This is a genomic window from Streptomyces sp. CCM_MD2014 (genome assembly GCF_000772045.1).
In the GTDB taxonomy this organism is placed as follows: Bacteria; Actinomycetota; Actinomycetes; order Streptomycetales; family Streptomycetaceae; genus Streptomyces; species Streptomyces salinarius.
In genome coordinates this window covers 3612786-3634266 of sequence record NZ_CP009754.1, presented here as the reverse complement: position 1 = coordinate 3634266, position 21481 = coordinate 3612786, and the positions used below count along the sequence as shown (strand labels likewise).

24 protein-coding genes are annotated in these 21481 nt (G+C 71.3%); 7 read left to right on the top strand and 17 right to left on the bottom strand.

Annotation, left to right across the window (positions count from 1 at the left end):
- Positions 1-30: 30 nt before the first annotated feature.
- Positions 31-3930, top strand: a complete 3900-nt coding sequence (locus tag NI25_RS15840) for a DNA-directed RNA polymerase subunit beta' (protein WP_061443074.1) — start codon at positions 31-33, stop codon at positions 3928-3930.
- A gap of 58 nt (positions 3931-3988) precedes the next feature.
- Here the strand turns inward: NI25_RS15840 and NI25_RS15835 are convergent, their stop codons facing one another.
- The 11 genes from NI25_RS15835 to NI25_RS15785 all read right to left on the bottom strand — a co-directional run bounded on the left by NI25_RS15835 (position 3989) and on the right by NI25_RS15785 (position 14304).
- Positions 3989-4249, bottom strand: a complete 261-nt coding sequence (locus NI25_RS15835; RefSeq protein WP_061443073.1) for a hypothetical protein — start codon at positions 4247-4249, stop codon at positions 3989-3991.
- Positions 4236-4487, bottom strand: a complete 252-nt coding sequence (locus NI25_RS15830; RefSeq protein WP_061443072.1) for a hypothetical protein — start codon at positions 4485-4487, stop codon at positions 4236-4238. The genes NI25_RS15835 and NI25_RS15830 overlap by 14 nt, the downstream gene beginning before the upstream one ends.
- A gap of 10 nt (positions 4488-4497) precedes the next feature.
- Positions 4498-5430: a peptidoglycan-binding protein gene (locus NI25_RS15825; protein ID WP_061443071.1), complete on the bottom strand. Its 933-nt coding sequence runs from the start codon at positions 5428-5430 to the stop codon at positions 4498-4500.
- Positions 5431-5504: 74 nt separating this feature from the next.
- Entirely contained in the window at positions 5505-6965 is a 1461-nt protein-coding gene (locus tag NI25_RS15820) for a hypothetical protein (RefSeq protein WP_061446939.1), read from the bottom strand.
- Between the two features lie 108 nt (positions 6966-7073).
- The gene (locus NI25_RS15815) at positions 7074-7790 is read right to left on the bottom strand and encodes a hypothetical protein (RefSeq protein WP_061443070.1); all 717 of its coding nucleotides are present in this window, start codon (positions 7788-7790) and stop codon (positions 7074-7076) included.
- Positions 7791-7793: 3 nt separating this feature from the next.
- Positions 7794-8900, bottom strand: a complete 1107-nt coding sequence (locus NI25_RS15810) for a hypothetical protein (protein ID WP_061443069.1) — start codon at positions 8898-8900, stop codon at positions 7794-7796.
- A 17-nt stretch (positions 8901-8917) separates the two neighbouring features.
- A complete protein-coding gene (locus tag NI25_RS15805; protein WP_061443068.1) occupies positions 8918-10117 on the bottom strand; it encodes a hypothetical protein in 1200 nt (399 codons plus the stop codon).
- 49 nt (positions 10118-10166) lie between these two features.
- Positions 10167-11111, bottom strand: a complete 945-nt coding sequence (locus NI25_RS15800; RefSeq protein ID WP_061443067.1) for a phage distal tail protein — start codon at positions 11109-11111, stop codon at positions 10167-10169.
- 42 nt (positions 11112-11153) lie between these two features.
- Positions 11154-12437: a hypothetical protein gene (locus tag NI25_RS15795; RefSeq protein ID WP_061443066.1), complete on the bottom strand. Its 1284-nt coding sequence runs from the start codon at positions 12435-12437 to the stop codon at positions 11154-11156.
- Complete coding sequence (locus tag NI25_RS15790) at positions 12434-13633, bottom strand: phage tail protein (protein WP_061443065.1); 1200 nt, start codon at positions 13631-13633, stop codon at positions 12434-12436. The genes NI25_RS15795 and NI25_RS15790 overlap by 4 nt, the downstream gene beginning before the upstream one ends.
- Before the next feature lie 29 nt (positions 13634-13662).
- Positions 13663-14304, bottom strand: coding sequence for a hypothetical protein (locus tag NI25_RS15785; RefSeq protein ID WP_061443064.1), 642 nt, complete (start codon positions 14302-14304; stop codon positions 13663-13665).
- Between the two features lie 153 nt (positions 14305-14457).
- Here NI25_RS15785 and NI25_RS15780 point away from each other — a divergent pair, with 153 nt between their 5' ends.
- Complete coding sequence (locus NI25_RS15780) at positions 14458-15000, top strand: hypothetical protein (RefSeq protein WP_061443063.1); 543 nt, start codon at positions 14458-14460, stop codon at positions 14998-15000.
- 129 nt (positions 15001-15129) lie between these two features.
- Here the strand turns inward: NI25_RS15780 and NI25_RS15775 are convergent, their stop codons facing one another.
- The 4 genes from NI25_RS15775 to NI25_RS15760 form a co-directional block, all read right to left on the bottom strand.
- Positions 15130-15456, bottom strand: a complete 327-nt coding sequence (locus NI25_RS15775; protein WP_061443062.1) for a hypothetical protein — start codon at positions 15454-15456, stop codon at positions 15130-15132.
- A gap of 65 nt (positions 15457-15521) precedes the next feature.
- The gene (locus NI25_RS15770; RefSeq protein ID WP_061443061.1) at positions 15522-15812 is read right to left on the bottom strand and encodes a hypothetical protein; all 291 of its coding nucleotides are present in this window, start codon (positions 15810-15812) and stop codon (positions 15522-15524) included.
- A 91-nt stretch (positions 15813-15903) separates the two neighbouring features.
- Positions 15904-16512 carry a hypothetical protein gene (locus NI25_RS15765; RefSeq protein ID WP_061443060.1) on the bottom strand — a complete coding sequence of 203 codons (609 nt, stop codon included), beginning with the start codon at positions 16510-16512 and terminating at the stop codon, positions 15904-15906.
- A gap of 156 nt (positions 16513-16668) precedes the next feature.
- Positions 16669-17079 carry a hypothetical protein gene (locus NI25_RS15760; RefSeq protein ID WP_061443059.1) on the bottom strand — a complete coding sequence of 137 codons (411 nt, stop codon included), beginning with the start codon at positions 17077-17079 and terminating at the stop codon, positions 16669-16671.
- A 356-nt stretch (positions 17080-17435) separates the two neighbouring features.
- Here NI25_RS15760 and NI25_RS15755 point away from each other — a divergent pair, with 356 nt between their 5' ends.
- Positions 17436-17699, top strand: a complete 264-nt coding sequence (locus NI25_RS15755) for a hypothetical protein (protein ID WP_061443058.1) — start codon at positions 17436-17438, stop codon at positions 17697-17699.
- A gap of 76 nt (positions 17700-17775) precedes the next feature.
- On the opposite strand, the gene NI25_RS15750 is transcribed toward NI25_RS15755, so the two are convergent.
- Both NI25_RS15750 and NI25_RS15745 read right to left on the bottom strand, forming a co-directional pair.
- Positions 17776-18000, bottom strand: a complete 225-nt coding sequence (locus NI25_RS15750) for a hypothetical protein (protein ID WP_061443057.1) — start codon at positions 17998-18000, stop codon at positions 17776-17778.
- Complete coding sequence (locus NI25_RS15745) at positions 17997-18749, bottom strand: hypothetical protein (RefSeq protein WP_061443056.1); 753 nt, start codon at positions 18747-18749, stop codon at positions 17997-17999. The genes NI25_RS15750 and NI25_RS15745 overlap by 4 nt, the downstream gene beginning before the upstream one ends.
- A 238-nt stretch (positions 18750-18987) precedes the next feature.
- Between NI25_RS15745 and NI25_RS15740 the strand changes: the two genes are divergently transcribed.
- The 4 genes from NI25_RS15740 to rpsG all read left to right on the top strand — a co-directional run bounded on the left by NI25_RS15740 (position 18988) and on the right by rpsG (position 21450).
- Positions 18988-19431 (top strand): helix-turn-helix domain-containing protein, encoded by a 444-nt coding sequence (locus NI25_RS15740; RefSeq protein WP_061443055.1) that lies wholly within the window; start codon positions 18988-18990, stop codon positions 19429-19431.
- Positions 19432-19655: 224 nt separating this feature from the next.
- Complete coding sequence (locus NI25_RS15735) at positions 19656-20315, top strand: hypothetical protein (protein WP_061443054.1); 660 nt, start codon at positions 19656-19658, stop codon at positions 20313-20315.
- Between the two features lie 290 nt (positions 20316-20605).
- Positions 20606-20977, top strand: coding sequence for a 30S ribosomal protein S12 (rpsL, locus tag NI25_RS15730; protein WP_003948652.1), 372 nt, complete (start codon positions 20606-20608; stop codon positions 20975-20977).
- A 2-nt stretch (positions 20978-20979) separates the two neighbouring features.
- Positions 20980-21450, top strand: coding sequence for a 30S ribosomal protein S7 (rpsG, locus tag NI25_RS15725; RefSeq protein ID WP_003974303.1), 471 nt, complete (start codon positions 20980-20982; stop codon positions 21448-21450).
- Positions 21451-21481 lie beyond the last annotated feature (31 nt).

Genomic DNA, 21481 nt, shown 5'->3' with positions numbered 1-21481 from the left:
ACTTACAACCCTGAGAGGGATTGACGCATAGTGCTCGACGTCAACTTCTTCGACGAGCTCCGGATCGGTCTGGCCACCGCTGACGACATCCGTCAGTGGAGCCACGGCGAGGTCAAGAAGCCCGAGACCATCAACTACCGCACCCTCAAGCCCGAGAAGGACGGACTCTTCTGCGAGAAGATCTTCGGTCCGACCCGGGACTGGGAGTGCTACTGCGGCAAGTACAAGCGCGTCCGCTTCAAGGGCATCATCTGTGAGCGCTGCGGCGTCGAGGTCACTCGCGCCAAGGTGCGCCGTGAGCGGATGGGCCACATCGAGCTGGCCGCGCCCGTCACCCACATCTGGTACTTCAAGGGCGTCCCGTCGCGCCTGGGCTACCTGCTGGACCTGGCGCCGAAGGACCTCGAGAAGGTCATCTACTTCGCCGCGTACATGATCACCTTCGTGGACGAGGAGCGCCGCACGCGCGACCTGCCCTCGCTGGAGGCCCACGTCTCCGTCGAGCGCCAGCAGATCGAGCAGCGCCGCGACTCCGACCTGGAGGCCCGCGCCAAGAAGCTCGAGACCGACCTGGCCGAGCTGGAGGCCGAGGGCGCCAAGGCCGACGTGCGCCGCAAGGTGCGCGAGGGTGCCGAGCGCGAGATGAAGCAGCTGCGCGACCGTGCGCAGCGCGAGATCGACCGCCTCGACGAGGTGTGGAACCGGTTCAAGAACCTCAAGGTCCAGGACCTCGAGGGCGACGAGCTGCTCTACCGCGAGCTGCGCGACCGCTTCGGCACCTACTTCGACGGCTCGATGGGCGCCGCCGCGCTGCAGAAGCGCCTGGAGTCCTTCGACCTGGAGGAGGAGGCCGAGCGCCTCCGCGAGATCATCCGCACCGGCAAGGGCCAGAAGAAGACCCGCGCGCTCAAGCGCCTCAAGGTCGTCTCCGCGTTCCTGCAGACCAGCAACAGCCCCAAGGGCATGGTGCTGGACTGCGTGCCGGTCATCCCGCCGGACCTGCGTCCGATGGTGCAGCTGGACGGTGGCCGCTTCGCGACCTCCGACCTGAACGACCTGTACCGCCGTGTGATCAACCGCAACAACCGCCTGAAGCGGCTTCTCGACCTCGGCGCGCCCGAGATCATCGTGAACAACGAGAAGCGCATGCTCCAGGAGGCCGTCGACGCGCTCTTCGACAACGGCCGCCGCGGCCGCCCGGTCACGGGCCCCGGCAACCGTCCGCTGAAGTCGCTGTCCGACATGCTCAAGGGCAAGCAGGGCCGCTTCCGTCAGAACCTGCTCGGCAAGCGAGTCGACTACTCGGCGCGTTCCGTCATCGTCGTCGGCCCGCAGCTGAAGCTGCACCAGTGCGGTCTGCCCAAGGCCATGGCGCTGGAGCTCTTCAAGCCGTTCGTGATGAAGCGCCTGGTCGACCTGAACCACGCGCAGAACATCAAGAGCGCCAAGCGCATGGTCGAGCGCGGCCGCACGGTCGTGTACGACGTCCTCGAAGAGGTCATCGCGGAGCACCCGGTTCTGCTGAACCGTGCGCCCACCCTGCACCGCCTCGGCATCCAGGCCTTCGAGCCGCAGCTGGTCGAGGGCAAGGCCATCCAGATCCACCCGCTCGTCTGCACCGCGTTCAACGCGGACTTCGACGGTGACCAGATGGCCGTCCACCTGCCGCTGTCCGCGGAGGCGCAGGCCGAGGCCCGCATCCTGATGCTGTCCTCGAACAACATCCTCAAGCCGGCCGACGGCCGTCCGGTGACGATGCCGACCCAGGACATGGTCCTCGGTCTGTTCTTCCTCACCACCGACGGCGAGGGCCGCGACCTCAAGGGCGAGGGCCGTTCCTTCGGTTCCGCCGCCGAGGCGATCATGGCGTTCGACGCGGGCGACCTGTCGCTCCAGTCGAAGGTCGACATCCGCTTCCCGGTGGGCACCATCCCGCCCCGCGGCTGGGAGCCCCCGGCCCGCGAGGAGGGTGAGCCGGAGTGGCAGCAGGGCGACACCTTCACCCTGAAGACCACGCTGGGCCGCGCGCTCTTCAACGAGCTGCTGCCCGAGGACTACCCCTTCGTCGACTACGAGGTCGGCAAGAAGCAGCTCTCCGAGATCGTCAACGACCTCGCCGAGCGCTACCCGAAGGTCATCGTGGCGGCGACGCTCGACAACCTGAAGGCGGCCGGCTTCTACTGGGCGACCCGTTCCGGCGTCACCGTGGCCATCTCCGACGTCGTCGTTCCCGAGGCGAAGAAGGAGATCGTCCGCGGCTACGAGGCGCAGGACGAGAAGGTCCAGAAGCAGTACGAGCGCGGTCTGATCACCAAGGACGAGCGCACGCAGGAGCTCATCGCGATCTGGACCAAGGCGACCAACGAGGTCGCCGAGGCGATGAACGACAACTTCCCGAAGACCAACCCGATCTTCATGATGGTGAACTCGGGTGCACGAGGCAACATGATGCAGATGCGTCAGATCGCCGGTATGCGTGGTCTGGTGTCGAACGCGAAGAACGAGACGATCCCGCGTCCCATCAAGGCGTCCTTCCGTGAGGGCCTGTCCGTGCTGGAGTACTTCATCTCCACGCACGGTGCCCGTAAGGGTCTGGCGGACACCGCTCTGCGTACCGCCGACTCGGGTTACCTCACGCGTCGTCTGGTCGACGTCTCCCAGGACGTCATCATTCGCGAGGAGGACTGCGGCACCGAGCGCGGCCTGCGCCTGCGGATCGCCGAGCGCGGCGCCGACGGCGTGCTGCGCAAGGCGGAGGACGTCGAGACCAGCGTCTACGCCCGCATGCTCGCCGAGGACGTCGTCATCGACGGCAAGGTCATCGCGCCGGCCAACGTCGACCTCGGTGACGTGCTCATCGACGCCCTGGTCGCCCACGGCGTCGAGGAGGTCAAGACCCGCTCGATCCTGACCTGCGAGTCCCAGGTCGGCACCTGCGCCATGTGCTACGGCCGCTCGCTGGCCACCGGCAAGCTGGTCGACATCGGTGAGGCGGTCGGCATCATCGCCGCCCAGTCCATCGGTGAGCCCGGCACCCAGCTGACGATGCGTACCTTCCACACCGGTGGTGTGGCCGGTGACGACATCACGCAGGGTCTGCCGCGTGTCGTCGAGCTCTTCGAGGCCCGTACCCCGAAGGGTGTCGCCCCGATCTCCGAGGCCTCCGGCCGCGTCCGGATCGAGGAGACCGAGAAGACCAAGAAGATCGTCGTCACCCCCGACGACGGCAGCGACGAGACGGCGTTCCCGATCTCGAAGCGTGCCCGTCTGCTGGTGGGCGAGGGCGACCACGTCGAGGTGGGCCAGAAGCTCACCGTGGGTGCCACCAACCCGCACGACGTGCTGCGCATCCTGGGTCAGCGTGCCGTCCAGGTCCACCTGGTCGGCGAGGTCCAGAAGGTCTACAACTCGCAGGGCGTGTCGATCCACGACAAGCACATCGAGATCATCATCCGGCAGATGCTGCGCCGTGTGACGATCATCGAGTCCGGCGACGCCGAGCTGCTGCCCGGCGAGCTGGTCGAGCGGACCAAGTTCGAGACCGAGAACCGTCGTGTGGTCCAGGAGGGCGGTCACCCGGCCTCCGGTCGTCCGCAGCTGATGGGTATCACCAAGGCCTCGCTGGCGACGGAGTCCTGGCTGTCGGCCGCCTCCTTCCAGGAGACGACCAGGGTCCTGACGGACGCGGCGATCAACGCCAAGTCCGACAGCCTCATCGGCCTCAAGGAGAACGTCATCATCGGTAAGCTCATCCCGGCCGGTACGGGTCTGTCCCGCTACCGCAACATCCGGGTGGAGCCGACCGAGGAGGCCAAGGCCGCGATGTACTCGGCCGTCGGCTACGACGACATCGACTACTCGCCGTTCGGCACGGGCTCCGGCCAGGCCGTTCCGCTGGAGGACTACGACTACGGTCCGTACAACCAGTAAGCGGGCAGTTCGAACGAAGGGCGGTCACCCCGTGGGGGTGGCCGCCCTTCGGCGTGGGTCAGTGCAGGACCTCCCACAGGGCGACGGCGACGCCGGCCGTCGCGGCGAGCGCGGTGATGCTCGCGAGGGGCCAGCGGGAGCGTTCCAGCGTGTCGAGCCGGGCCTCGTGGTCGGCGAGCTGCTTGTCGGTCTGGTCGCTGCGCTGCACCAGGAGGGCGAGCTGGCCGTCGGCGCGGGCGAACCCGGCCTCCAGGCTGCCGCGCAGACGCTCCAGTTCCAGCGCGACGGCGACCGGATTGTTCGGGTCAGTCTCCGTCATGGGCGGCTCCCGACGATTCGGCTCCGGGCGGCCCGGTGCGCAGCCACGCCGGGAGCAGGGCCTGCACCCCGGGCACGGCCATGACCCGGGTCAGCGCCCCCGCGACGGCCAGGGCCCCGGCGATCCAGGGCAGGGACGCCGGGAGTCCGGCCGCGTCGACAAGCGCGGGCAGAAGCAGGGCAAGGGCGACGGCGGTCTGGACGACGGTGCGGGCGGTACGCCTGGCGGCGTCGGACATGGCAGGCTCCTCACTTCGTGTACGGGACCTTGAGGGCGTTCCAGGAGGTACGGCCCGGAATGCCGTCGGCGTCGGCGCCCCGGAAGCCGAGCTTGCGCTGCCAGGCGGCGTAGGAGCGGCGGTCGGCGTCGGTCCAGCGGGGGCCGGGTCCGACGGCGTACTCGGAGCAGCCCTCGGCGACGAGCCGGCGGCCCATGGCGGTGATGACGGGGGAACTGGTCCGGCCGGTGAAGAAGCCGGCGCCGGGGAAGGGCTGGTGGCGCGGTGCGGCCGGCCCGCCGGACGGGCGGGTCTGGGATGTGCCGCCCTTGCCCGCCCCGCTCGCCGGGGAGCCGAGCCGGGCGGCGACCCGGTCCCGCAGGGACGGCATGGTGAAGCCGCGCGGATCGACCTTCCAGTCGGACCACTCCAGGTGTCCGACGACGCTGCGGGCGCTCCAGCCGTGGGCCCGGCAGATCGCCGCCGAGACCCGCTCGATCGCGTCCAGCTGGGCGGCCGGCCACGGGTCCTCGCCGTCGCCGAGGTTGACGCACTCGAAGCCGTAGAAGCGGGCGTTGCCGTCGACGGAACCCGCGCTGCCCTCGTGTTCGCGCGGGGCGGGCGGCCGGTCGCCGTAGTCCTCGGCGATCACCCGGTCGAGCACGTCGGGGTCGCCGCCGCCGGCGTGGTTGGCGCGGCCGTTGCCGACCAGGTGGACGGTGCCGGCCTTGTCGACGACGCCGTGGCAGAGCGGGCCGGGGAGGGCGGAGTGGCCGTTGTAGCACAGGGCGACGGAGGACTCGGTGCCGCTGCTGACGGTGTGGTGGATCATCACGCCGTGCACGGGGCCCCAGGCGCCCTTGTGGTTGCGGTTGTGGGTGCGCCAGGAGCCGTGTTCGACGACGTCGAGGCCTTCGGCGCGCAGTGCGGCGAGCAGCCGGTCGGCGCTCAGGGGAGTGGCCACGAGGGATTCCTCTCGTTTCGGATGCGCGAAGGCCCCGCACCGCTCGGGTACGGGGCCCGGGCACGGGCGGCGGGTCAGGACAGGGCGGCCCAGATGGCGTTGGAGTCGGCCACCACGGTCCCCGGGTCGAAGGCGGTGGGCAGCGACGTCTGGCCGGTGACGCCCAGCCGGCCGTGGCGGATGAACTTCCCCGGCATCCGGGCGCTGCCGCCCGGGGCCTCGCCCATGCTGGCGCCCCGCATGAAGGCCGGGCCGTTGGTGTTCGGGCTGGGCCCGTTGACGACGAGGGCGACCCAGTACAGGCCGGGCTGCGCGTCGTACTGGGCGGACAGCGGGCAGATCACGGTCCGGCCCTCGGTGGCCGGGATCAGCGTGGTCAGCGACGCGGTGAGGCCGACCCGCTTGCCCGCCGCGGTGTACAGGCCCGCGTACGAGGAGGAGCTGAGGGCGTTGTTGCCCGCGTAGCCCGGGACGTAGAACACCACGTTCTTCACCAGGGCGGGGGCGTGCAGCGGGATGCCGATGAGGTACACCCAGCCGTTGATGCAGTACTGCACCGAGTTGGCGGAACTCGCCGCCGGGTCGAAGGACCAGCCGTGGAAGCCCATCGCCGACGGGGACCAGGTGCCGGCGGCGGACACCGCGTCCACGTAGCCGCGCCGGGTCAGCGCGTCGTCCGTGGCGGGGGCGGCCGCGGTGGCCGGTGGGACGGCGAAGGTCTTGGTGCCCTCGACGGTCTGGTCGCCGGCCAGCAGGACCGCCTCGCCCGCGGGCACCGCCGTGACGTCGGCCGCGGTGAGGACGACCTCGCCGGTGAGGCCGTTCACGGACCGTACCGGGGCGGCGCCCAGCGCCACGTAGCGGGCGTCGCCCGCCGCCGGGGTCAGCGCGCCCAGGCCGTCCGCCGTCAGCCGGACGTCCCCGGTCATGCCGTTGACGGAGGCGACGGCGCCGCCGCCGGCCGGGAGCTGCGCGGCCGGCACCAGCCCGTCCGCGCCGAGGGTGGCCACACCGCCGGGCGCGCCGGCCGACGCGGCGGCGAGGGCGGACACGTCGGCGGCGCCGAGCACGATGTCGGCCTCGGTGTGACCGTTGACCGAGTGCACCGCGCCGGCCGGGCCCGCCGGACCCTGCGGGCCGAGCTCCCCGGCGGGTCCCGGCGGCCCCGGCACGGCCACGTACTGCGGGGTGCTCGGATCGGCCGGCGCGATGTCGGCGAGGTCGACCGCGGGGACCGACGCCGCCAGCGCGATCTGGTACGTGCGTCCGCCGCGGGCGAGCCCGGCGAGCTTCTCGGTGACGGTGTACGTCCAGGCCACGGGGTTCCAGCCGGGCGCGTCGGTGGCCGGCAGGACGACGCTGATCCTGCCGTCGGCGTCGAGGGTGGCGCGGGTCGGGCCGCCCAGGAAGAGGTCCGCCTCGGCGTGGGTGAGCAGCGCCGGGGGCCGGAACTCGACGGTGCCGCTCATCGGGCGGCCGTCGGGGGTCAGGTAGCGGGCGGTGAGGGTGACGGTGGGGATGTTCTCAGGCAGCACGCGGGTGCCCTCCTCGGTGGTGGATGGGGTGCCGTCCGCGGGGCGGGACGGGGCGCCGGACGTGGTGTGGGGCACGGCACCGTCCGCGGGGGCGGGCGGGTGGCCGGGTCAGGACTGGACGCCGTACAGGGCGAGGGGGCGGCAGCGGACGGTGTCGCCCGCGGTGGCGACCCTGGCCTGGATCTCGAAGGTGACGGTGGCGCCGTACGCGGCGCGCATCCGCTCGGTGAGGACCAGGCCGTCGCCCGGGCCGCCCACCGGGCCGAGCTGGACGCCGTCGACGAGCAGGCGCACCTCGGCGCCCGCACCGCCCTCGGCGGCGACCGCGCAGTACAGCCTGGGGTGCTGGACGATGCCGGGGCCGCGGTGGAGCGTCGTCCAGTCGGTCGCGCCGGTGGACTCCCACCGGTCCGCGGCGGCGGGGCCGGGCAGCGGGTACGGGACGTAGGGGCGGGCCAGGCCGCCGAGCGCCGCGTCGTCGGCGAGGACGACGTTGCCCCGGCGGTCGATGACCTGCACCGGCTGCACCGGCAGGGTGTCGGGCGCCGCCGTCCACACGGTCAGCGCAAGGGACCCGTCGTCACGGCGCACGACGAACCCCTGCTGGGGCTCGTCCTCGCCCCGGTCCGGCTGGACCCGCCCCAGATAGAGGAGGTCCTGGTCACCGGAGGTGCGCACCCGCAGCCGTCCCTGCTCGCCGATGACCACCTCGCCGCCCATGATCCGGTTCTGCGCCGGCGTGGTGTTGGCGCTGCCCATCAACTCCCTGACCTGGCGCTCCAGCGCGCGGATACGGTCCAGCAGGTCGGTGGGGATGATCGCCACGGGTCACACTCCTTCCAGGTAGAGGACGGCGGTCTCGGCCTTGGTGCGCTGGGGCGGGGTCACCGCGATGCCGACGATCCGGTACGTGGTGTCGAGCCCCTCGTGGTGCCACAGGTCGTGGATGCGCAGCCGGATGCCGGCCCCCAGCAGCGCGGGCGTGATCCGCCCGTCCAGCAGCACGGTGAGCTCGGGGATGACCTCCGGGCGGTTCTGCCGGGCGAGTTCGGCGCGGGCCAGCGAGCGCAGGGTGGCCTCGTCCGCGACCCCGCCGTGGTCGGAGGTGGCCTCCAGGCGCGGCCAGCCGCCCGCCAGGTCGCCGGGGAACTCCTCGCGCGCGGTCAGCGGCTGGGAGTCCTGGGACTGGTCGGTGTTGGCCGACTCGCCGCGCGCCACCCACACGTTCGCCTGCACGGTGGAGTCCGTCGGCAGGCTGTAGGTGAGCACGGGCCCGGGGTGGTCCAGGACGATGTCCGTGTGCCCGGTGCGGATCCGCGGGTGGCCGAGCTGGAGCCGTTTGACCCGGCGGCCCTCCGCGTCCCGGTAGCAGCGGATGCGCCATTCGAAGCCGTCGCTCAACTGGCCGAGCTTGTCGAGCAGTTCCCGGACCCGGGCCAGCGCGGAGTAGGCGTACGCGTAGTCCCGCACCACCCCGGAACGCTCGTGGCCGAGGCTGATCCCGATGTCGCCGCCGGCCTGCTCCTGGGCGTGGGCGATCAGGGCCCGGGCGATGTCGAACTGGTCCAGGCCGGTGCCCGCCAGGTCCTGGCCGAGGATGCGGTGGTCCAGGTAGGAGTCGAAGGTGCCGGCCTGGAACTCCACCTTCAGCCTGCCCTGCTCGTCGGAGACCGGCGTGCAGGTCCACAGGACGCCGCCCCACCAGATGTCCCCGTCGCGCTCCAGCCAGACCGCGGTACGGCCCGGCTGGAGCGCGGCCCGCGCCCGGGCGGCCAGGGAGCCCTCGGGCAGGGGGACGGTGGCGCTGAGCGAGCCGGGCTTTCCTATGTAGTCGTCGAACTTGGTCTCCGTGAGCGGCAGTACGTCCAGGAGCCGGTCGGTGCGCAGGTCGCAGAAGAGCGCCCGGTAGACGGGTGTGGTGACGGATGCGGTCATGGGTGTCCTCACCGTCCTCACACGAGCGGGTCGACGCGGATGTAGCGGTTGTCGAACCAGCCCCGGTTGCTGGTCGCGGAGGAGCAGTAGGCGGAGACGGCGGTGTAGACCTCGCCCGCCTTGAGGCCGGTGACGCGGAAGGTGTCGGACACGGACGTCAGGGTCTTGGAGCCGGCCGACGCCGACCGGACCTCGTCCGCGCCGAGCACCAGGACGCCGTCCTTGCGGATGTTGACGCTCATCCGGCACCACTGGCCCTCGACGCCGTTGTTGCCCATGAAGCCCACCGTCACCAGGACCGCGCCGGTGACCGGGACGGTGAACGTGGCGGTGACCGTGGGGCCCTTGGTGTCCTGGACCGCCTCCACCCAGGCGGTGGAGGTGCAGTAGCCGCCGTCGTTGTTGTAGGCCCAGGCGGTGGACGGGACGGCGGGCCGCCACACGGTGCCGTCCCAGCGCTGCAGTGCGCCGGCCTCGTCGCGGTACTGGCCGGTGTACTCGCCGGCGGCGAGCGCGCCCTGCGGGGCGATGCCGCCCACCTGGCGGGGGTAGTCGGCCCAGCGGGTGCCGTCCCAGCGCTGCAGGGTGGCGACGGTGTCGCGGTACTGGCCCGGGTAACCGCCCGGCACCTCGCGGTTCCAGGACTCCGGCTGGATGCCGCCGGCGGCCACGGTCGGGGTGCGCAGGTCGTAGACGTCCGTGTCCCAGTCGATGCCGTCGGTGCCGGCCGAGGCGCCGGCGGGCACGGTGATCCGGGCCAGCGGCAGCGAGGCCGGCGGCGTCTGCGGCGGCTCGGGGGTGGCGGAGGCCTTGCCCTTGACGACCTCCAGGGCGGCCTCGGTGCGGTCGCCGCCGTCGAACTGGGCGTCGTGGACGCGCAGTACGACGAGGTCGATGCGCGGGTTGGAGGCGTCGCCGTCCTCCAGGAGCAGGCTGGTGTAGTCGGTGAGGACGACCGGGTAGGCCCCGGCCGGCCCCTGGCCCTGGATCACCGCACGGCCCGGCGCGACGGTGGCCCGCATGCCGGCGCTCTCGCCGAACACGTACAGCCCCGACATCAGGTGCTGGCCGGTCTGGGACCCGGGAAGTACGCCGCCGAGGCTGGTCAGGGCGCCGTTCGGGCTCATGGTGCCGACGGGGGCGAGGCGGGTGTCGGCCCGGGACTGGCCGGAATCGGTCTCGGTGCGGTTGATCAGCCAGGCGCTGCGTACGGGCATGGTGTCCTCCTGAGTGGTGTGGGAACGGGAAGCCGGACCGGAGCCCGGTTCACCAGTGGGCGTCGCGCCAGCGCAGGGTGGCGGAGGCCCTCGGGTCCGGGGTGGTGTCGCTGGAGCGGAAGGCCAGTTCCGTGGTGCCGGGCGGCAGCTGGAACAGCTGCTCGGGCGCGGAGTCGGGGCTCGCGGTGTAGAGCCGGGACGCGGTCCCGTTGAGCAGGACGGTGCCGGACTCGGTGTCGACGGTCAGCACGTCCTGCGGGCCGAGCACGATGTCGTACCGCAGCCGTCGCCCGTCGTCGAGCCGGGACAGGGTGGGCCGCAGCACCGGGCCGCGGAACTCGATCACCGGGTGGGCCGCCGCCTCGCCGCCGTTGACGGCGGTGCAGGTGCCGGCGGCGCCGGTGACGCCCCATTCCAGCGGCCAGGCGAGCCCCGCCGGGGTGGCGCCGGGCTCTGCGGGCCAGTCCAGGCCCGGTTCCGCGCGGGGCAGGGTGGTCCGGGCCTCCCGCAGGACGGTACCGAAGCGGCGCGGGTCGGTGGCGGTCCACTGGAGACTGGTCCGGGACGCGCCGTGCACCACGAAGGAACGGTCCTGCGGTACGACCCGGCGGCTCACCCGGGCCCGTACGGCGAGGGTCTCGCCGTGCAGCCGCACGGCGAGCCACTGTTCGCCGCCGCCGACGCCGGTGGCGGCCCGGAAGGCGCCGACGACGTCGCGGGCCCGCGCGGCGGCCGGGGGCAGCAGCCAGACGGAGGCACCGACCAGCCGGGGCTGTGCCCAGCGGGCACCGGGCCAGGCGCCGTGCTGGTCGGGGCGGACGATGTCGCCGGTGTCGAGCACCGGCAGGTCGTCCCAGCCGGTGATGCCGGTGCGGTCGATCTCGTAGGGCGTGCCGGGGCCCATCAGCAGTCCGGCCCACTGGATCTGCCCGTCGCGGGTGATCAGTGAGCCGGGTTGGGTCTCCTGCGGGTATGGGTTTGTCGTCTCGGCCATGGAGGGCCGTCACCTCGCTTCATCGGTGGGGCGGGCACGGGCTCATGCCGCCGCGTGCAGGAACAGCAGGTCGGCGGCGACGGCGAGCGGACCGTTGCCCTCGGCCGCCCGGTAACTGCGCAGCCGGGCACGGTCCGGTGCGGCGACGGTGCCCCGGGTCCTCGGTGCGGCGGCCTCGGCGGGGCGCAGCCGGCTGAGCGCGGAGAGCGGCAGCACGGAGGGGGCGCCGCCGGTGCCCGCGGGCTGGACGACGCCGCCCTCGGCGAGCTGGGGGATCTTGGGCAGGTCGACGCCGAACTTCTTGCCGAAGAAGCTGAAGCTGAGCTTGTTCAGGCCGTCGATCACCCAGTTGGCGAACGAGATCAGGGCCTTGACCGGCCCGGTGACGGCGGCCATGACGCCCTGCATGCCGGTGCTGAGGAACCGGCCCATGCCGCCGAGGGTCCTGGACACGGCGTCCTTGACCCGCTTGAACTTGTCGGGGATCTTCCTCGTGATCCAGTCCAGGACGGGCTGGACGGCCGTGCGGAAGCCGCCGAAGGCGCGGCGGACCAGGCCGGACAGGGCACGGGTGGCCGAGGTGGCGGCGTTGCGGGTGCCGTTGAAGCCCTTGGACAGGGCGGCGCCCACGACCTTCAGGACCGTCGTGACGATCTTGACGTAGGCCTTGAAGCCGGCCGAGATCACGGTGGCGTACGCCTTGAGGACGGGACCGAGGAACTTCACGATGTCCCGGAACACCTTCAGGACCTGGTCGAAGACCTTCTTGATGATCCGTTGCCCGGTCTCGGAGTTGACCGCGTAGTCGATCAGGTAGCCGACCAGCGGGGCGACCAGGCCGAGCAGGAACCCGAGCGGGTTGGCGCGCATGGCGACGTTGACGGCGGTCATCGCGCCGGAGGCGACGGTGAGCGCACCGCCGAAGAGCCCCATGAGCTGGGAGACGGTGCCCGAGCCCTTGCCGAGTGCGCCGACGAGCCTGCTGAAGGCGGCGCCCTCGGAGGCGATGGAGTTCAGCGGCGCGAGGGTGGCGCGGGCCTTGCCCCGGCCGGTACGGAGCTGGGTCGCCGTACGGCCGGATGTGCGGCCCGTCTTGGTGAGGGACCGGCCGGCGGCGTCCGCGCGGGTCTTGACCCGCTTGACCGCGGTGCCGGCCGAGGCGGCGGAACCCCTGATCCGGTCGGCGGCGGCCCCGGCCCGGCCGACGCCCTGCGCGACGGACCGCACGGAGCGGGCGGCGCCGGTGACGCGACCGCGGAAGGAGTTCAGCGCCCCGGCGGCTCCCGCGAGCGGATTCGCACCGGCACCGATCGCGGCGGCGCTCATCCGCGGGCCTTGGACAGGAACAGCAGGGCGGCGGCGGTCTCCTGGAGGTCGGCCGAGGACGCCTCGTAGTAGTTCTCGATCTGGAAGCCGGAGACGGCGCCGGCCGTCGCGTTGACGGTGTCGGCGCGGCTGCGGCGGGCGGTGTGCCGCAGCAGCCGGTCCAGCTTGGACAGCGGCAGTACGGCCTCTGCCTCCCCGGCCTCGGCGACGATGGTGTGCACGCCGCCGCTGCGGGGCTGGACGATGCCGCCCGCGGCGAGCCGCGGGATCTGCGGCAGGCTGATGCCGAAGGACTTGCCGCCGACGCCCGGGACCCAGCCGGGGATCTTGACCTTGATGCGGTTGAGCCTGCCGATGGCGGAGTTGATGATGCCGATCACGGAGTTGACCGGGCCCTTCACCGCGTCCTTGATCTTGCCGAAGGCGCGGCTCGCGATGCCCTTGAGACCGCCCCAGATGCTGGACAGCTTCTCCTTGACCCGGCTGAAGGCCTTCGGGATGACGGTGCGGATCCAGTTGACGACGGGTGTGATGATCTTCTTGATGCCGTTCCAGACGCTGGAGACGACCTTCTTGACGGCGTTCATCACCGTCGTGATGATCTTCTTCCAGGCGTTGAAGTAGGTCTTGATGACCTTGGCGACGGCCTTGACGACGACGGTGATCGCCTTCTTGATGCCGTCCCAGACCTTCTTGATCAGCGCGGCGCCCTTTTTCATGATCGGGCCGATGACCTTCATGGCCGCGCTGATGACCTTCTTGATCGCGGCGAAGGCGACCTTGAGGACCTTCTGCATGGTCTTCGAGCGGGCGGCCATCTCGACCACCTTCTGGACGAGCGGCGCGAGCAGCGACAGCAACTGGCCGACGAGGTTGCCCTTCATCGACTTGTTGAGCCCTTTCATGCCCTTGGACGCCTTGTCGGCCCCGGACTTGAACTTCCCGACCTGGCCACCGCTCTTCTGCCCGGTCTTTCCGGCCTTCGCCATCGACCGCTCGGCCTTGTCGGCGGCGCGCTGGATGTTCTGGAACTCGCGGGCGGAACCCTGGGCGGAGGTCTTGAGTTTCGCGACGCCCTTGTCGGCGGTCGCCACTTGCCGGCCCAGCCCGGAGGCCGAGCGGGCTGCGGTGTCGGACGCGCGGTGAAGACTCTGGAGTGCGCTCGACCCGCGTTTGAGTGAATTAACCAGTGTCATGGGAAACCCATCGTGGTGTCAGGAGTCGGCTATCCAATTCTGGAGGCGAGACGATCGACTTCTGTCCGGAGGCGTTGGATGGACTGACCCGCACCGATGGCGCCGCTTTCCAAGTCCCCGGTGCGGGTCTCCAGCCGCGCCGCGCGGTGATGCGCGGACGTCAGACCGCGCGCGGCCTTGTTGGTGAACTTCTCCAGCCGGACCAGCCGGTTCGCGTGGAGACCGATTTTGAGTTCGATCGCTTCGAGCCGGCGCTCTGACTGGAGCGACTCCGTGATGAAACGGCCTCCGCTGCGCCGGGCTCGCCAGTTGTCGTAGCGAGAAGTCAGGTCCTTGTTCGTCGAGAACAGCTGTGGTTCGAAACGCAGCAAGGGTTTTGCTTCGATCTTGATCGGCGACCAGGCGAGGGTGGCACCGACGACTCCCGCCGACAGCGCCCCCGTCGCCGCGGCCAGCGCGACGGCTTCGGACTTGGCGGTGATGCCCGCTTCCTCGTGCAGCTTGGTCTTGTCGTCGGCGTCCGCCTTGAGGGCCGCGACTTGGTCCTTCAGGGCCGATATATCCGCCTCGACAGAACTTTTTTCCGGTTTGTCCTTCTTATCCCCCGGAGGGTCGCCCTTGGCTTCGAGTGCTTGAATTCTTGCTTCGAGTTCCTGTGGCGTCGCGGTCATGGTTCACTCCTTCGTGACAACGCGGGTGCCGCGCGGCAGCCCTCTCATAGGGCGGCTGATGCTGCGGAAGGGCGACAACATATGAGAAGGCAGGGGAAGGCCATGGCGGGAACTCCCGGAAGAACAGACCCGGGATGTCTGGGATACGTCGCCGTGCTGGTCATCACAGCGTTCTTCGCCTGGATTCTCTACTTCTGGTACTTCGCTCTACGGGCACTGTTCGCAGGTGGCTCATGCGGGAGCAGATATGGGACGGCATGCGGGTCCGGGACTGGCTGGAACATCTGGATCGTCACCCTTCTCTTTCCGGTGATTTGCATCTCCATATCCGTTCTGAACAACGGCATCTACCGGCCGGAGCGATTGGGGCACGAGTTCTACCGAATGGTTCTGGCCGTTCTTCCGGTCGTAGCTCTTGCCGATCTCTTCGTGCGTTCCGACTTCGGTTTCTGGACGCTGCCGGCCACAGCCCTTTGTCTTGCTCTGCTCGCGGTCGTCGGGACATGGACGGTTCGGACGGTGGGACTTCGCGGGTCGTTCTGGTTGATGAAGCCGGAGAGGATCACGGCGCTGGGAGCGGATCCGGCGGTGCGGACTTTGTCGACGACGCAGAACGTGATGTTCCTGGCGGCCAACTCCGTGGGAGCAGCCTCGGGGGTCGCGCTGGCCTGGTACGTCAGCGATCTCATCGGATGAGGGGGTTGTCCCTCGGGCGGTGGCGAAGGGCGGGCGGCGGTCGCGGGAGCGGTGGGTGCGGCTCTCCTCGGGCTGGGGCCGGCCTTCGCGTGTGAGCCGCGGTGAGAGCGTCACCGGTTCGCGACGGCCTCAGCCGAAAAAGCGCAACAGGTCGGCCGGGGTCGGTTGCCCGGCTGTTTCGTCGGCTGTGGCGGCCACGGCGTTGTCTCCCGGCCGGGGCACCGGCACCGGCGGCTCGGGCGGTTCGGAGTCCTCGTCGGTGTTGACGGAGGCGAACATCCAGTTGGCGGCGGCCAGGTGGTCGACGGCGGCGGCCAGGAGATAGTCGGTGACCGTCCACTCGGCACCGTCGCCGTGGAGTTCCCGGTTGACGGCGCTGTCGCGTGGCATGTGCTTGACCAGCACCGCGAGCCGGCGGGAGGAGAGCCGGCCGCGGTGCCAGTCGAGCAGGTCCACACCGAAGTGCCGCAGCAGGTCGGCTTCCAGAGCCTCGGCGTGTTCTTCGACGAACGCGTCGAGGCTCAGCCTTCCCCCAGGCCGAGCCCGGTCTCCTTGCCGTACGCCTCCAGGATCGCGGCGATGTCCTGCATGGTGACGTCGTGCCGCTCGAAGCGGGCGAACTGCTCGTCGCCCAGCAGCAGTTTCAGCAGCCCGTCGACGTCGTTGTCGTCGAGGCCGCGCAGCGCCCTGGCGGTGGCGCGGCTCAGCTCGGTGGGCAGTTCGAAGGCGTCGCCGTCCAGGGCGAACGACCAGGAGCGGCCGACCGCCTCCATGCGCTGGGCGCGGGCGGCGTTCACGTCGAATGAGGCCATGGGTGTCTTTCTCCGTCCGTGGTGGGGTGGGGTGTGCGGGGCCCGGCCGGGCGGGGGCCGGGGGTGCGGGCCGGCCCCCGCCCGGCGGGGATCAGGTGGTCGGCGTCGAGGCCGGGACCGCGTAGGCGGCGTCCTTCATGACGAAGGTCGCCAGGGCCTGGCCGTCACCCGGGGACAGCGCGGTGAAGGTGACCCCGAGCAGCGCGGCCGCCTTGCGGGCGAGCTTGATGTCGTCGGTGGCCGTCACCTGGCCGCGCGGGATGACGAAGCGGTAGGTGACCGCCGAGCCGTCGGTGAACTCCAGGCCGAGCGCGCGCTCGTCGAAGGTCGGGCCGTCCGGCACGTCGAACTGGACCGCGCCGGAGGTGGCGTCCCGGCGGAAGTCCGCCGACTTGCCGCCCAGGAAGAAGGGCAGCGTGTCCTCGTTGAACTGCAGCATCGAGAACTTCAGCGTCAGGTCCCGGTCCGCGTAGACGAACCGGGCCGGGCTGATCGACTGCCACGTCTCGACCGGGTCCAGCTTGTCCTTCTTGGAGAAGGTCACGCCGTCGGTGGAGGTGTAGCCGAGGTCGATCCACCCCGACCCCCAGTCGGCCGCCGGGTTGTCGGAGAAGGCGGCCGGGAGGGCCGCGCCCACGTCCGCGATGAGGACGCGGCCCGTGCCGGCGACGCGGATCTCGGACGAGTTGTTGCCTGCCATGAATGTCTCCTTGGGATGGGTTTCCGTGGGTGGTGCATGGGTGGCGCCTGGGTGGTGCCCGCCGTGGGTACGGCGAAGGCCCCGCCGGTCGGCGGGGCCTCGTCACTGGGGAACGCGGGGTCCGGCCCGCGCCCGGGTGGTCCGGTGCTGCCGGTGTCAGCCGATGCGCAGCGAGACGCGCAGCACGCAGAGGTAGCGGTTGGCCGCCGGGTACAGGTACTCCGGCAGCCAGCGCGGGCCGTCGGCCTCGACCACGTCGCTGATCACGACGTTCGTCCCGTACGTCCGGCCGGCCGCCGCGAGCAGTTCGGCGCGGGCGGCGTTCGCCAGGCGGTGGGCCGTCGGCTTGTCAGGCCCGTAGGCCTCCAGCTCGATGAGCGGCTGGTCCAGGTGGAGGTCGTCGATCCACGCGCCGCCGCGCCGGGAGACGATCACCGCCGGCTGGGTGCCGTCGAAGCCCGGCGGCGGAGTCTCGTCCACGACCGCCTCCGCGAGGTCCGGGCGGTCGGAGAGGAGTTCCACGACGATGGCCTCCACGTCGGGGAAGGTGCTCGGAGAGGAACTCATGAGAGGGCATCACTCCTGTCGGTGGTGGGGTGCCCGCAGCGGGTGGGGCGAGGGCGGGAACGCGAACGGCGGAGCGGTGCCCGGAAGGGAGGGATGGGCACAGCTCCGCCGCTGCATCTATTGTGACGCAGTCTGTGCGTGTGCGCAACTAACTAGCGCGCCCGCGCAATCAATCGCCGGTGAGAGGGGTCGGCGCACCGCGTCCGTAACTCCCGCATCACGGTGCCCCGTTTGTTAGTCTGCCCCTATCGAACAGGTATTCGAGTGAGGCGATTCGGAAGGTGGCGGTTCTGAAGCGGGGAGCGCCGTGACGCGGCGCGAGCACGAAGGAGCTGCGGCGGGGTGAACGGAGCGTGATGGTGATCAGTGCCCAGGAACGGCTGGACGACGTCGTGGTCGCGGTGGTCGAAGTGGCCGCGGAGGCGGGGGAGTCGGGTACGTACACCGCCGACGTCGCCCGCACACTCGCCGCCGTCGTCGGCAAGGTCGGGGCGCGGATCGCCGCCGAGGCGGAGACGCGGGGGTTCCGCTGCGGCTGGCGCGAGGCGGTGGTCCTGTCGGCGGACGGAGCGCAGGACGGGGCCCGGGTCTTCCGGATGCCCGCCGGGCCGGGGAATTAGCAGCGCGCACATGAAGAGGGGGCGGTCCGGGTGGACCGCCCCCTCTTTCCCTTTGCATGTCTTACGCGCGTGTGCCCTACGCGTCCCGGCCGGACGTGCAGGGCCGCCCGCCCCGACCGCCCCGCCCGCCCCGGGCGTCGCGCTCGGCGGCGAAGACGTCCTCCAGCCGGAACAGCTGGGCCCGCCCCTGCTTGCCGGCGGGGGAGAGGCGTCCCAGCTGGACCCACTTGCGGATGGTCGCCGGGGACACGCCCGCCTCGGCCGCGGCCAGCGCCCCCGTGAGCAGGGTCGGCGTCGTCATCGGCGTACCTCCCGGTCCGCGGTGTCGGTCGCCGAGCCGGTCAGTTCCGCGAGGTCGGCACCGGACTCGGCCGCCAGCCGGGCCCACTCGCCGACGCCCCAGGCGTGCCGGTGCGCCGGGTCCGTGCGGCAGTCGCAGTCCTGGTCGGCGCATCGGCAGGCGGGGTTGACGCAGAGCACCGCGCGCCGGGCCGGCAGGGCCCGCAGGGAGACGGAGTCGCACCACGGGCAGCGGCCGCTCACCCGGACCACCGGTTCCGCGGCGCCCAGTGCGCGGGTGCAGCGCCGGGCCATCCGGCGGGCCTCGTCGCGGACGTGCTCGATCAGCAGTGTGTCGTCGGCGGCCCGGCCGAGCAGCGCGGCGACGCGCAGCAGCCGCCCGGCCACCCGGGCCCGGCGGGGGCGGGGCAGCCGGAGCCGGTCGTGCACGGCCTCGTCGAGCTCCACCACGCCGTCGGTGATGTCGCGGACGGCGTCGGAGACGTGCAGACGCAGGGGTGCGGTGGAGGGTCCCGACGGGGTGATGCCGTGCAGTTGCTCGGCTCGCAGCGCCTCCTCCCGTTCGGCGCGGGTGCGGCCCGGGGCCGGGGCGGTCGGAGGCACCGCGGCCGGCGGCGGAGCCGAGGGGGAGTGGTGGGCGGGCGCCAGCTCCGCCAGCAGCTCGGGGAACTGCCGCAGCAGCAGTTCGATCCAGAGCAGGGCGTCACGGGCCGGCTGGGCCGTCTTCGCGTCGTCGTTCGGTGCGGACATCGGTGGTCCTTTCTCCCCGGGCAACGTGGTGTTGCGAGCCCGCACACTTACATGTTGCGCTCTCGCGCGCAAGGGGCATATGCCGATCCGGCCGGATCCGGCCAATCCCCGCCGCAGGGGCCCCTGCTCGGCACGGCCCGACTCGACAAAACCCTCACAAACGAGACGACGTAAGCCGGTAATTCCTTGCGCGCAAGCGCGATACGCTGATATCCGCTCTGGAGGGAGGCGACCGCACGTGAGCACAGGAGAACTCGACCGCTTCGCGGCCTGGATCGAGGAGCTGATCCGCCGACGCGGCTTCGACATCGACAACCCGCGTGGTGGCGGGAAATCCCGCCTCGCCGACGAGGCCGGGGTGCACCGCGCGGCCATCACCCGGCTGCTCCAGCGGCAGAGCATGCCCGACCTGGAGACGACGCGCAGGCTGGCGCACGTCCTTCAGGTGCCGGTGCGCGACATGCTCATCCGCTCCGGCCGCCTCACCGAGGACGACCTCCCCCTGCCGGCGGCACCCGCGGCCGGTGCCGCCCACGAGCGGCGCCTCACGCTGGAGGAGGCCGCCGACGGGCTCGGTGTCGCCGCCGAGCAACGGGAGATGTTCATCAGGATCGCCGGCCAGTTCCTCCCCGACGCGTCGGCGTCGGCGCGCGAGGAGCGGACCCCGCTGGCCTCCGACTGACCCGCCCGGCGGCCCGCGCCTCCCGCGTGTGGATCTTGCCGCGTGCCTGGCCGAGGGGGCCGAAAGGGCTGCCCGTAAACTGTGCGGGCCTGTCCCCCCACCCCGGCAGGCGCAAGCATCAGCGTCGGCGCACGCCCTTCGGGCGACGGGGTGCGCGCGCCGTCCTGACTCGGATCTGCCGCGAACGCAACGTCGGCACTTCGCGTGGGACGGGGGGACTCCTCATGGCCGAGCAGGGCGACCCGCCCCTCCCGCCCTCCGGCGACCCGGCCCCCGCGCCCGGCGACGCCCCGCCCCCCTCCGCCGGCGACCCGACGGCCCCCCTCGCGGGCGCCCCCGGCCCCGACGACTACACGGGGCTCCTCGCCATGCTCGGCCACTACCTCGACCGGCATGCGCCCGACGAGGTGGTCGTGCTGCTCCGGGCGGAGCTGGACCGCCGCGAGACGGCGGCGTACGCCAGCGGCTGGCGGGACGCCGCGGCCCGGTACGAACCCGTACTGGCCGAGGCGAGGGCCGCGAACGGACGTGCCTTACGGCTGGTACGGCGCGCACCGGGCCAGGCGGTCGTGATCCCGCTGCGCCAGGAGGGGCCCGAAGCGGTGGGAGCGGTGGGCCGCGACACCGACGAAGCCCGCGCGAACGGCGACGGAACGCGTGCGAACACCGACGCCGGGAAGCCACGGAAGCGGAGTGGCCCCGGCGGGCCCGGCGGACCGGCGCGACAGGGGAGCGCGGCAGACGGCCGGCGGTCCGCCGCACCGCCCGCACTGGTCCCCAAGAGCCCCGGCTCCCGTGCGCCCACCATTCCCCGGCTGCGCACCAACCGCCGCCGGCCGGACGACGACGGACGCGCCGGCGCGCCGGACGGCGACGCGTTGTGAGCGTGAGCCTCCTGCCGATCGGGGCAAAACCCGCCGCACCGGGCGGGGCCGCCGGTGTCGCCCATTTGTTTTGACCGCAGCGAATGCGCTAGGTACGCTCAGACCTTGTGCCTGGGGTGTGCCCTGGCCTCGTGCGTGCCTACGACCGCACCGGGGCCGTATGTGGCCACCGCATTTCGCGTCTCCCACCGCCTCGCGGGCGGGGCTCGCGGTTTCGACACACCCGACCGCGTGGGTCGGTGACGTTCCAGGTTAGCTTCACCATTCGGCACACAGAAACCGGAGAAGTAGTGCCTACGATCCAGCAGCTGGTCCGCAAGGGCCGGCAGGACAAGGTCGAGAAGAACAAGACGCCCGCACTCGAGGGTTCCCCTCAGCGTCGCGGCGTCTGCACGCGTGTGTTCACGACCACCCCGAAGAAGCCGAACTCGGCCCTGCGTAAGGTCGCGCGTGTGCGTCTGACCAGCGGGATCGAGGTCACCGCTTACATTCCGGGTGAGGGGCACAACCTGCAGGAGCACTCCATCGTGCTCGTGCGCGGCGGCCGTGTGAAGGACCTGCCGGGTGTTCGCTACAAGATCATCCGCGGTTCGCTTGACACCCAGGGTGTGAAGAACCGCAAGCAGGCTCGCAGCCGCTACGGCGCCAAGAAGGAGAAGTAAGAATGCCTCGTAAGGGCCCCGCCCCGAAGCGCCCGGTCATCATCGACCCGGTCTACGGTTCTCCTCTGGTGACCTCCCTGATCAACAAGGTGCTGCTGAACGGCAAGCGCTCCACCGCCGAGCGCATCGTCTACGGTGCCATGGAGGGTCTGCGCGAGAAGACCGGCAACGACCCGGTCATCACGCTCAAGCGCGCTCTCGAGAACATCAAGCCGACCCTCGAGGTCAAGTCCCGCCGTGTCGGTGGTGCGACCTACCAGGTCCCGATCGAGGTCAAGCCGGGCCGTGCGAACACGCTCGCCCTGCGCTGGCTCGTCGGTTACTCCCGCGCCCGTCGCGAGAAGACCATGACCGAGCGTCTGCTCAACGAGCTCCTCGACGCCTCCAACGGCCTGGGTGCCGCTGTGAAGAAGCGCGAGGACACGCACAAGATGGCCGAGTCCAACAAGGCCTTCGCGCACTACCGCTGGTAGTCGCTACCCACATCGAGACCGAGAGAAGACT

Bases quoted from the DNA above. Each gene is read 5' to 3' on its own strand.
- NI25_RS15835 (WP_061443073.1), bottom strand. From the start codon at position 4,249: ATGACGGAGACTGACCCGAACAATCCGGTCGCCGTCGCGCTGGAACTG.
- NI25_RS15830 (WP_061443072.1), bottom strand. From the start codon at position 4,487: ATGTCCGACGCCGCCAGGCGTACCGCCCGCACCGTCGTCCAGACCGCC.
- NI25_RS15810 (WP_061443069.1), bottom strand. From the start codon at position 8,900: ATGACCGCATCCGTCACCACACCCGTCTACCGGGCGCTCTTCTGCGAC.
- NI25_RS15805 (WP_061443068.1), bottom strand. From the start codon at position 10,117: ATGCCCGTACGCAGCGCCTGGCTGATCAACCGCACCGAGACCGATTCC.
- NI25_RS15800 (WP_061443067.1), bottom strand. From the start codon at position 11,111: ATGGCCGAGACGACAAACCCATACCCGCAGGAGACCCAACCCGGCTCA.
- NI25_RS15795 (WP_061443066.1), bottom strand. From the start codon at position 12,437: ATGAGCGCCGCCGCGATCGGTGCCGGTGCGAATCCGCTCGCGGGAGCC.
- NI25_RS15790 (WP_061443065.1), bottom strand. From the start codon at position 13,633: ATGACACTGGTTAATTCACTCAAACGCGGGTCGAGCGCACTCCAGAGT.
- NI25_RS15785 (WP_061443064.1), bottom strand. From the start codon at position 14,304: ATGACCGCGACGCCACAGGAACTCGAAGCAAGAATTCAAGCACTCGAA.
- NI25_RS15770 (WP_061443061.1), bottom strand. From the start codon at position 15,812: ATGGCCTCATTCGACGTGAACGCCGCCCGCGCCCAGCGCATGGAGGCG.
- NI25_RS15765 (WP_061443060.1), bottom strand. From the start codon at position 16,512: ATGGCAGGCAACAACTCGTCCGAGATCCGCGTCGCCGGCACGGGCCGC.
- NI25_RS15760 (WP_061443059.1), bottom strand. From the start codon at position 17,079: ATGAGTTCCTCTCCGAGCACCTTCCCCGACGTGGAGGCCATCGTCGTG.
- NI25_RS15755 (WP_061443058.1), top strand. From the start codon at position 17,436: ATGGTGATCAGTGCCCAGGAACGGCTGGACGACGTCGTGGTCGCGGTG.
- NI25_RS15750 (WP_061443057.1), bottom strand. From the start codon at position 18,000: ATGACGACGCCGACCCTGCTCACGGGGGCGCTGGCCGCGGCCGAGGCG.
- NI25_RS15745 (WP_061443056.1), bottom strand. From the start codon at position 18,749: ATGTCCGCACCGAACGACGACGCGAAGACGGCCCAGCCGGCCCGTGAC.
- NI25_RS15735 (WP_061443054.1), top strand. From the start codon at position 19,656: ATGGCCGAGCAGGGCGACCCGCCCCTCCCGCCCTCCGGCGACCCGGCC.
- rpsG (WP_003974303.1), top strand. From the start codon at position 20,980: ATGCCTCGTAAGGGCCCCGCCCCGAAGCGCCCGGTCATCATCGACCCG.